The sequence below is a fragment of the Alloprevotella sp. Lung230 genome (assembly GCF_014385435.1).
Classification (GTDB): Bacteria; Bacteroidota; Bacteroidia; order Bacteroidales; family Bacteroidaceae; genus Alloprevotella.
In genome coordinates this window covers 47,083-55,858 of sequence record NZ_JACSUD010000017.1, presented here as the reverse complement: position 1 = coordinate 55,858, position 8,776 = coordinate 47,083, and the positions used below count along the sequence as shown (strand labels likewise).

Sequence of the window (8,776 nt, the reverse complement as noted above, 5' to 3'; positions counted from 1 at the left end):
ATGGTGTACCGCCACCCTCTTCTTTATATTAAGTGCCGCATCTCGTCTGCCAGAAAGAAAAAGTTGGCTGCTTCAGCAAGAAAAGTTGAAAAGCTAACGAGTAATCTATAAACCAAACCTTGGTTTATGTAATTCAAGCCTTGGTTTATATAAACCAAAGTTTGGTTTATGTAATTCAAAGTTTGGTTTATAGTTTATCCTTGACGAAAGTAACTTTTGTCGTTGGTGCAGTCTTGTTTTTATTGGAGCACGGCTCGTCCGGGCAAACGAAAAGATAGGATAATCCAAGTTTAGCGTACAGCAATAGTTTCCCAAAAAACTTCTATGCTGTAGAAAATCAAATTCTATGTTGTTGGTGTTGCGCTGCTATCGGCTTGCGTTTTTTTTTGACAACGTCCGAGAAAATACGACCTTTTTAATAAAATACGTCCCCAAAGGTGAAAATTTAGGTAGTTTTGCTTTGTGTATTAGACAAAAACATTTATATTTGCACGCAACAAACCTTAGTTCTCCCTTTGAGAGACCAAGAATAACACCTTTTTATTATCAACCTTAAAACAAACCAACCATGAGTACAACCAATCCTCGATGGCTGAGCGGACGTATTCCCGTCAAGCTCTCCACTGCACTTTGCTTGATGTGTGCAGGGTTCGTGCAACTCTCACCCGCCACTGCGCTTGCGACACAAGCCACCTCCCTGCGCACGGCAGCCATTCAACAGACGGGCGTGAAGGTGAGCGGAACGGTGCATGATACAGCGGGCAATCCGCTGCCTGGAGCGGTGGTGCGCGATGAAAGCAATCCGCGCAACGCCACCATGACCGACAACAACGGTCGCTTCTCCCTCTCCAATGTGCGCGCCAAGCAAATCTCCATTCACTACATCGGCTACCAACTCCTGAAAGTGACCGTGAGCGACAGCCCTCTGAGTATCACCCTCGTGGAGGACAACAAGGACCTCGGCGAAGTAGTGGTGGTCGGTTTCGGTAAGCAGGCCAAAGCCAATCTGACGGGTTCGGTGGCTCAAATTAAGAGCGAAGATTTGCAAAGCCGTCCTGTGCAAAACGTGTCGTCAGCCTTGCAAGGCTTGATGCCTGGTGTGAGCGTCACTGCCGGACAAGGACGCCCCGGTGCCGATGGGTCCACGATTCGTGTGCGTGGCGTGGGGACGCTCAACAACGCTTCGCCCTATATCCTCGTGGACGGTGTGGAGACCAACAACCTCAACTCCATCGACCCTAACGACATTGAAAGTATCTCGGTGCTGAAGGATGCAGCTTCGGCCGCCATCTATGGTTCGAAGGCTTCCAATGGTGTCATCCTGATTACGACCAAGCGTGGTAAGGTGGGCAAGCCCGTTGTGACCTACAGCGGCAATGTGGGCTTCCTCAATGCCACTCGTCTTGTGGAGCGCTTGACTTCTGCGGAATATGCAGAAATGCTCAACTTTGCCCTCAAGGACAATGGTAAACCCGAACGCTTCACTGCGGCCGAAATTGAAAAGTTCCGCAACGGCAGCGACCCCGATAACTATCCCAACACTGACTGGTATGACTTGGCCTTCAAAACCGGCGTACAACACTCGCACAGTTTCAACGTGACGGGCGGCACAGAGACGGTGAAGTATATGGCTGCGGCAGGCTACATGAATCAACAAGGTATCCTCGAAAGTTCCAACCGCGAGCGCTTCAGCATCCGCACCAACCTCGACTTCACCTTCTCTCCACGTCTCACGGGACATGCCGGGCTCAACTTCATCAACAACGACTACGATGACCCCAACAATAACTATGTGGGCCGCGGTTCCGACCAAATCATTCGCCAGCTCAACATCATTGCTCCGTGGATTGCCGCACGCAAGGCTGATGGCACTTATGGCACCATCGGCGATGGCAATCCCATAGCGTGGCTCGATGCGAAGCAACCCGTCATCACCAAGACGCAGAACACGAACCTCAACCTCGGTCTGGACTACAAACTGATGGAAGGATTGGTGGCCAGCGTGAAGGTGGCGCACCTCAACCTCACGCAGAACCAGCGGTCGTTCCTCAAATACTTTCGCTACAATCCCAACAAAGAAACTTCGCCCAACAACCTCGGACAAGGGCAGTACAACCGCGCTCGTACCAGTGTGGACGTGCTTCTCAACTACGACAAGCAATGGGGCGTACATGGCTTGAAAGTGTTGGGCGGCTATCATGCTGAGAAGTTCGACTACGATGAACTGACCGGTGAGCGCAAGAACTTCCCCAATAACGACGTGACGGACATGAACGCGGGCGATGCCTCGACCAGCAAAAATGGTGGCTATTCTCGCGAACTAAACATGTTGAGTTGGTTCGGCCGCATCAACTACGACTTGATGGGCAAATACCTCTTTGAAGCCAACCTCCGCGCCGATGCCTCCTCTCGTTTCTCGAAAGGACATCGCTGGGGTTACTTCCCCTCCTTCTCCGGTGCTTGGCGCATCAGCGAAGAACACTTTATGGAAAACACCCGCGACTGGCTGGGCTACCTGAAGATTCGTGCTTCATGGGGTAAACTCGGCAACCAAGACGCTCTAGACGACTACTATCCTTCTCTCAACCTCTACAACATCGATGGGAAAGCCGTGTTCAACGGCGTGGTGACTCCGGGCTACTATCAAGGCAGCTACAAGGTGAGCACCATCTCTTGGGAAAAAGCCACGACTTGGGGCTTCGGTGTAGACTTCGAACTCTTCAAGCACGTCACTGGTAGTGTGGACTTCTACAACCGGAAGACCACGGGCATCATCATGAAAGTGCCTGCTCCCAAAGAATTTGCTCTCGGCGACTACTACGACAATGTGGGTGCCCTTCGCAACACAGGTGTTGAAATCTCGCTCGGCTACAACAACCGTTGGGGCGACTGGACGTTTGGTGCACAAGGCAACATCTCGTTCAACCACAACGAACTGCTCAACCTCGGCGGTGTCGAGTTCCTTAACTCTGGAAATCAGCGCAACCAGATTGGGCACGCCTACAACTCTTACTACATGTACCACGCCGATGGTTTCTTTGCCACTGATGCCGAAGCCCAAGCCTGGATGGACAAGTATTCCGGCAAACCCGGCTATCCTTTCGGAAAGTATAAGTTTAAGGCTGGTGACTTGATTTACGCCGATACCAATGGCGATGGGGCCATGACCACCGACGACCGCAAACTCTGCAACTCCACTACGCCCGCCATCCACTTCGGCCTTGTACTCAACGCCGGTTGGAAAAACTTCGACCTTCAAGCCATCTTCTCGGGCTTTGCCAAGAGTGCACGTGTCTTGAACTCCGAAGTCTATGGCGACTTCCGCGGCGACAACTCTCACCCAGCCAGCATCTGGCGCGAGTCTTGGACTTACAAGGGCAATGCCGGCAAAATGCCTCGCGTTTCCGACGCCCGCGTGTCTCCCAGCCACCCCTCCAACGTGATGAGTGACTTCTGGCTCGCCAATACTTCCCACCTTCGCTTGAAGAACCTCCAGCTGGGCTACACGCTACCGCAGAGTATCAGTGCCCCGCTGGGCATGAGCAAGGTACGCTTCTATTACTCGGTTGAAAACCTCTTCACCATTGATGCGATGAAAATCAACATTGATCCCGAGATTTCCTCCGAACGCGCGTCGAGCTATCCGCTCATTATGACCAACTCGCTGGGCGTGAGCATCACTTTCTAATGTTTCCCTACATCAAAACTGATACCTTTATGAAACGCATTGTATATAGCATCCTCGCACTCCTCTCTTTGGGTGTGACTTCATGCTCCGATTTTCTTGACACTGTGCCTCACGACCAGTTGTCGCCTGCCACCACGTGGAAGAATGCCGACGAGGTAGACAAGTTCCTCGTCACCTGCTATCAGGGCTGGGGCAATCTCTACACCAATGTGCTCTATATGGACGCAGCCTCCGACATTGCCTACAACAACTTCTCTTGGGAAGGTGGGCAGATGATGGGCAACGGCCTCTGGACAGCCACCAGCCCCGGCAACAGCCTTTACGACTTCTGGCAGATTTCGGCCTGCAACAACGTTGTGGACAACATCGATAAGGCCAAAATCTCTGACGACAAGGTGAAGAACAACCTCCTCGGTCAGGCCTTAGCCATCCGTGCCTTTACCTACATGAACATGAACTTCTGGTATGGCGGTGTACCCATCATCGAACACCAGTATCAGAATGCCGAAGCCGCCAAAGTACCCCGCAACACGGAAGCTGAGGTGTGGGACTATTTCGACAAAGATATCGATCGCGCCATCACGCTGCTCAACGACAGACCTGCCGCCCGCGGCCGTATTGCCAAAGGGGCGGCACTGGCCATCAAGATGCGTGCCCACCTCTATCGTGGCAACTGGCAAAAGGCTGCCGATGCAGCACAAGAGATTATAGCCCTCGGCCAGTATGAACTCGACCCCAACTATGCTAAGATTTTCACTCTCGAAGGCAAAAACTCGAAAGAAATCATTGTAGGCGAAGATCACGAGAAGTCCAAGCACTCGCTGTACACCATTGGGCAGTTCTACAACAATGGCGATGGCGGTTGGTCATCGGTTGTCCCGACACAACACTTGGTGGAGATTTATCCGATGGAGGATGGCCTTCCTCAGGAAGACTCTCCCCTCTATGATGCCACACATCCCTTCAATAAACGTGACCCACGCATGGCGATGAGTATTCTCTATCCCGGTTGCGACTACTGGGGCGGTGTCTACAACACGCTCGACAAAGTGATTAACGGAAAGAACAACACCAACTTTCCCGAAGCGGCCGACAACGCCTCGAAGACAGGACTCACTTGGGCGAAGTACACAGCTCCTCTTAAGCAATATGACGATATGTGGTCGGCCGACCCTTATGTCATCCTCTTCCGCTATGCCGAAGTGTTACTCACCCGCGCCGAAGCGCTCAATGAACTCAATGGTCCCTCGACCGAAGTCTACAATCTCATTGATCAGCTCCGCACTCGTGTCGGGATGCCCGCTGTGGACCGCACACGCTATGCCACAAAGGATGCCCTGCGCGAAGTAATCCATCGGGAACGCACCGTAGAACTGGCGGGCGAAGGTTTCCGCCGTGCCGACATCGTGCGTTGGAAAGACACCTCCGGCCAGATGCTGGCAATGAAGGTGCTCAACGAAACGCTCACCCGCATCAGTGGCACCATCGATATGAATGCTGCCACTGCCCCTGGACTGCGTTGCACCGTTAGTGGCAACCGGATTAAGATTGAAGACCGTCTCTTCAAGCCTACTTTCCGCTATTTCCCCATTCCGCAATCGGCCATCGACCGCAATCCTAAGCTCAAGCAAAACGACGGCTACTAATCTTTGCTGTTCTTTCTGAAATTGCACGCTCCCACGCCCTTTAAATGGTGTGGGGGCGTTGCTTTGATATCAACCACACTCACTTACTCTTGTTTCATTTCCTCCAATGATTGCGTTCAAAACTCGTTTGCTCCAATGACACTGTACTTTGTGTCCTTCATCTTCTTGAAGACCTACTTATACCAAAAGGAATTTACCTCTTAAAGGCAGTTCAGATGGGGCGCTCCTACTACAAGCGGGTCTTCATCTACTAACCTGTTTCAAGGTCGGAAGAAAGGCGTGTGGAAGAAAAAAATGGGTGAATATCCCTCTATTTTTCGCTTCCGCACCTCTTTTTTGCCCACAGAAACAAAAAACAAGTTCTCAGAATTTGGGGCATATAAAATAAAAGTGTTACTTTTGCAGAGGAAACGAATGGACAGCCCTATTTTTTCAAGAGCGTGCCTATTATTTTTCATCAGCATATTATTGCGGCAGTAGCTCAGTTGGTAGAGCATGGGCTTCCCAAGCCCAGGGTCGCGGGTTCGAGCCCCGTCTGCCGCTCCTAAATAGTGATTTTATGGCAAAGATTAGATGCGTTGGCGTGCTCACCTCTGGTGGAGATGCGCCGGGTATGAACGCCGCCATTCGCGCTGTGACACGCAGTGCCATTTGCAATGGTTTCAAGGTAAAAGGGATTTATCGTGGATACGAAGGTCTCATGCACGGAGAAATCAAGACTTTTACCACTGAAGATGTGTCGGGTATCATCCAAACCGGCGGTACAATTTTACGCACCGCACGTTCTAAGGATTTTATGACACCACAAGGACGTAAACGTGCCTACGATGTACTGAAAAGCGAAGGTATTGATGCCTTGGTGGTCATTGGTGGAAATGGCTCGTTGACAGGTGCTATGATGTTGGCCGAGGAGTATGACTTCCCTTGTATAGGCTTGCCCGGCACTATTGACAACGACTTGTACGGAACCGACAATACTATCGGCTATGATACAACACTCAACACCATAATGGATTGTGTGGATAAAATTCGTGACACAGCCAACTCTCATGAACGTATTTTCTTTATTGAAGTGATGGGGCGTGATGCCGGCTTCTTGGCTCAATACTCCGCCATTGCGGGAGGTGCGGAAGCTGCGATTATCCCCGAAGACTCTACCGGGGCCGACCAGCTCATTGAATTTATGGAACGTGGTATTCGTAAGTCAAAGAAAAGTTGTATGGTCATAGTCAGTGAAAGTCCGAAATGTGGTGCACTTTATTATGCTGACCGTGTCAACAAGGAGTATCCGGAGTTTGACGTACGCGTTTCTATTCTTGGGCATCTTCAGCGTGGTGGAAAGCCTTCTGCGCTCGATCGCATTCTTGCTTCAAGGGTTGGCGTAGGGGCCATCAATGCCCTCGTACAAGGTCAACGTAATGTTATGGTGGGCATCCGCAACAACACCGTTGTTTACGTTCCTTTTATCGAAGCCGTACAAGAACGAAAAAAAATGGATCCACAACTCATCAAAGTTTTGGATGAACTCAGTATCTAAAAACAGCCTATAATACAATGAGCCAAAACATTGGACATATCTCGCAAATCATCGGCCCTGTTATCGATGTTTGTTTTACAACGGAAGGACATTCTTCAGAAGAGGTGCTTCCACGCATTCACGATGCCCTTGAAGTGACACACCCCGATGGGCGTACCATTGTCATTGAAGTACAGCAGCACATCGGTGAAGATACCGTCCGCACGGTAGCTATGGACAATACTGATGGTTTGGCGCGTGGTTTAGAAGTACGCCCCACCGGTGCTCCCATCTCAATGCCCACCGGCAATCAAATCAAAGGGCGTATGCTCAATGTGATTGGTGACAGTATCGATGGCTTACACAATTTGAACAAGGCGGAAAATCCTTTTCCTATTCACAGAGAAGCCCCGAAGTTTGAGGAATTGAAAACCAGTCGCGAAGTACTCTACACCGGTATTAAAGTCATAGACTTATTGGAGCCCTATATGAAGGGTGGTAAAATCGGATTGTTTGGTGGCGCAGGCGTAGGTAAGACTGTGCTCATCATGGAGTTGATTAACAACATCGCCAAAGGACACGATGGTTTCTCCGTTTTTGCAGGTGTAGGTGAACGTACGCGTGAAGGTAATGACTTGCTCCGTGAAATGATTGAATCGGGGGTTGTAAAATATGGAGAAGCTTTTACTCAAGCGATGGAACGGGGAGAGTGGGACTTGTCAAAGGTAGATTATGAAGAAGTCGCCAAAAGTCAAGCCACTCTGGTCTATGGACAGATGAACGAGCCGCCTGGTGCACGTGCTTCTGTGGCACTCTCGGGTCTCTCCATCGCTGAATCTTTCCGTGATAGTGGAGCAAAAAGTGGTAAGGCAACTGATATTCTGTTTTTTATCGACAATATCTTCCGCTTTACGCAGGCCGGTTCTGAAGTTTCTGCATTGCTTGGCCGTATGCCCTCGGCGGTAGGCTATCAACCGACTTTGGCCTCCGAAATGGGTGCTATGCAAGAACGTATCACCTCTACGAAGAATGGTTCTATCACTTCCATACAAGCTGTGTACGTCCCTGCCGATGACTTGACAGACCCTGCACCGGCAACCACCTTTACCCACTTGGATGCAACGACGGTGCTGTCTCGTAAGATTACGGAATTGGGAATTTATCCTGCAGTAGACCCACTTGACTCTACCTCTCGCATCCTTGACCCCAATGTCATCGGTTGGGAACATTATAATTGCGCTCAGCGCGTTAAGCAAATCCTGCAGAAGTATAAAGAGTTGCAAGATATTATTGCCATTCTGGGTATGGATGAATTGTCTGACGAGGATCGCCTCACTGTTAATCGTGCGCGTCGTGTGCAGCGATTCCTTTCCCAGCCCTTTACTGTTGCAGAAAAGTTTACGGGCGTTAAGGGAGTGATGGTCCCCATAGAAGAAGTCATCCGTGGATTCAATATGATTTTAGATGGTGAGGTAGATCACTTGCCCGAACAGGCTTTCCTCAACGTCGGTACAATTGATGATGCCATCGCTAAGGGAGAAAAGCTTCTCTCCGTTGCTAATGCCTAATTCTTATGTCTCAATTTGAAAACCTGCATGTGACCATCATATCACCGGAACGAACACTCTTTGACGCAAAAGTGGAAGCTGTGTTCGTACCAGGGGAGAAAGGGCGTTTTGAGATACTCAAGAATCATGCCCCTATCTTGTCTTCTCTTGAAGCAGGAACTATTGTGTGCGTTGGGGATAATGCTTTCGAAATCAATATCTCTGCCGGATTTGTAGAAGTAAAGAAGAATAAGGTCACTTTGTGCGTAGAAACAGCATAATTGATGTTACGTCAAGTAAAACTAATCCTCACCTTGGCCGCCGTCTACTTCATTGTAGCGCCGACCCTACTGATGATTGAGCATAGCATCGCAACTAT

General features: G+C 50.1%; 5 protein-coding genes and 1 tRNA gene. All 6 read left to right on the top strand.

Annotated features, from left to right (window positions below; genetic code table 11):
* The first annotated feature begins 568 nt into the window (after positions 1–568).
* The 6 genes from H8527_RS08670 to atpC all read left to right on the top strand — a co-directional run bounded on the left by H8527_RS08670 (position 569) and on the right by atpC (position 8,678).
* A complete protein-coding gene (locus tag H8527_RS08670; RefSeq protein ID WP_187547420.1) occupies positions 569–3,688 on the top strand; it encodes a TonB-dependent receptor in 3,120 nt (1,039 codons plus the stop codon).
* 29 nt (positions 3,689–3,717) lie between these two features.
* A complete protein-coding gene (locus H8527_RS08665; protein WP_187547419.1) occupies positions 3,718–5,334 on the top strand; it encodes a RagB/SusD family nutrient uptake outer membrane protein in 1,617 nt (538 codons plus the stop codon).
* 470 nt (positions 5,335–5,804) lie between these two features.
* Positions 5,805–5,877, top strand: a tRNA-Gly gene (locus tag H8527_RS08660).
* Positions 5,878–5,893: 16 nt separating this feature from the next.
* A complete protein-coding gene (pfkA, locus tag H8527_RS08655; protein ID WP_187547417.1) occupies positions 5,894–6,871 on the top strand; it encodes a 6-phosphofructokinase in 978 nt (325 codons plus the stop codon).
* Positions 6,872–6,888: 17 nt separating this feature from the next.
* Entirely contained in the window at positions 6,889–8,418 is a 1,530-nt protein-coding gene (gene atpD, locus H8527_RS08650) for a F0F1 ATP synthase subunit beta (RefSeq protein ID WP_187547415.1), read from the top strand.
* Positions 8,419–8,423: 5 nt separating this feature from the next.
* Positions 8,424–8,678 carry an ATP synthase F1 subunit epsilon gene (atpC, locus tag H8527_RS08645; RefSeq protein ID WP_187547413.1) on the top strand — a complete coding sequence of 85 codons (255 nt, stop codon included), beginning with the start codon at positions 8,424–8,426 and terminating at the stop codon, positions 8,676–8,678.
* Positions 8,679–8,776 lie beyond the last annotated feature (98 nt).

Excerpts from the sequence above, each read along its gene's own strand:
- H8527_RS08670 (WP_187547420.1), top strand. The coding sequence starts at position 569 with ATGAGTACAACCAATCCTCGATGGCTGAGCGGACGTATTCCCGTCAAG.
- pfkA (WP_187547417.1), top strand. The coding sequence starts at position 5,894 with ATGGCAAAGATTAGATGCGTTGGCGTGCTCACCTCTGGTGGAGATGCG.
- H8527_RS08665 (WP_187547419.1), top strand. The coding sequence starts at position 3,718 with ATGAAACGCATTGTATATAGCATCCTCGCACTCCTCTCTTTGGGTGTG.
- atpD (WP_187547415.1), top strand. The coding sequence starts at position 6,889 with ATGAGCCAAAACATTGGACATATCTCGCAAATCATCGGCCCTGTTATC.
- atpC (WP_187547413.1), top strand. The coding sequence starts at position 8,424 with ATGTCTCAATTTGAAAACCTGCATGTGACCATCATATCACCGGAACGA.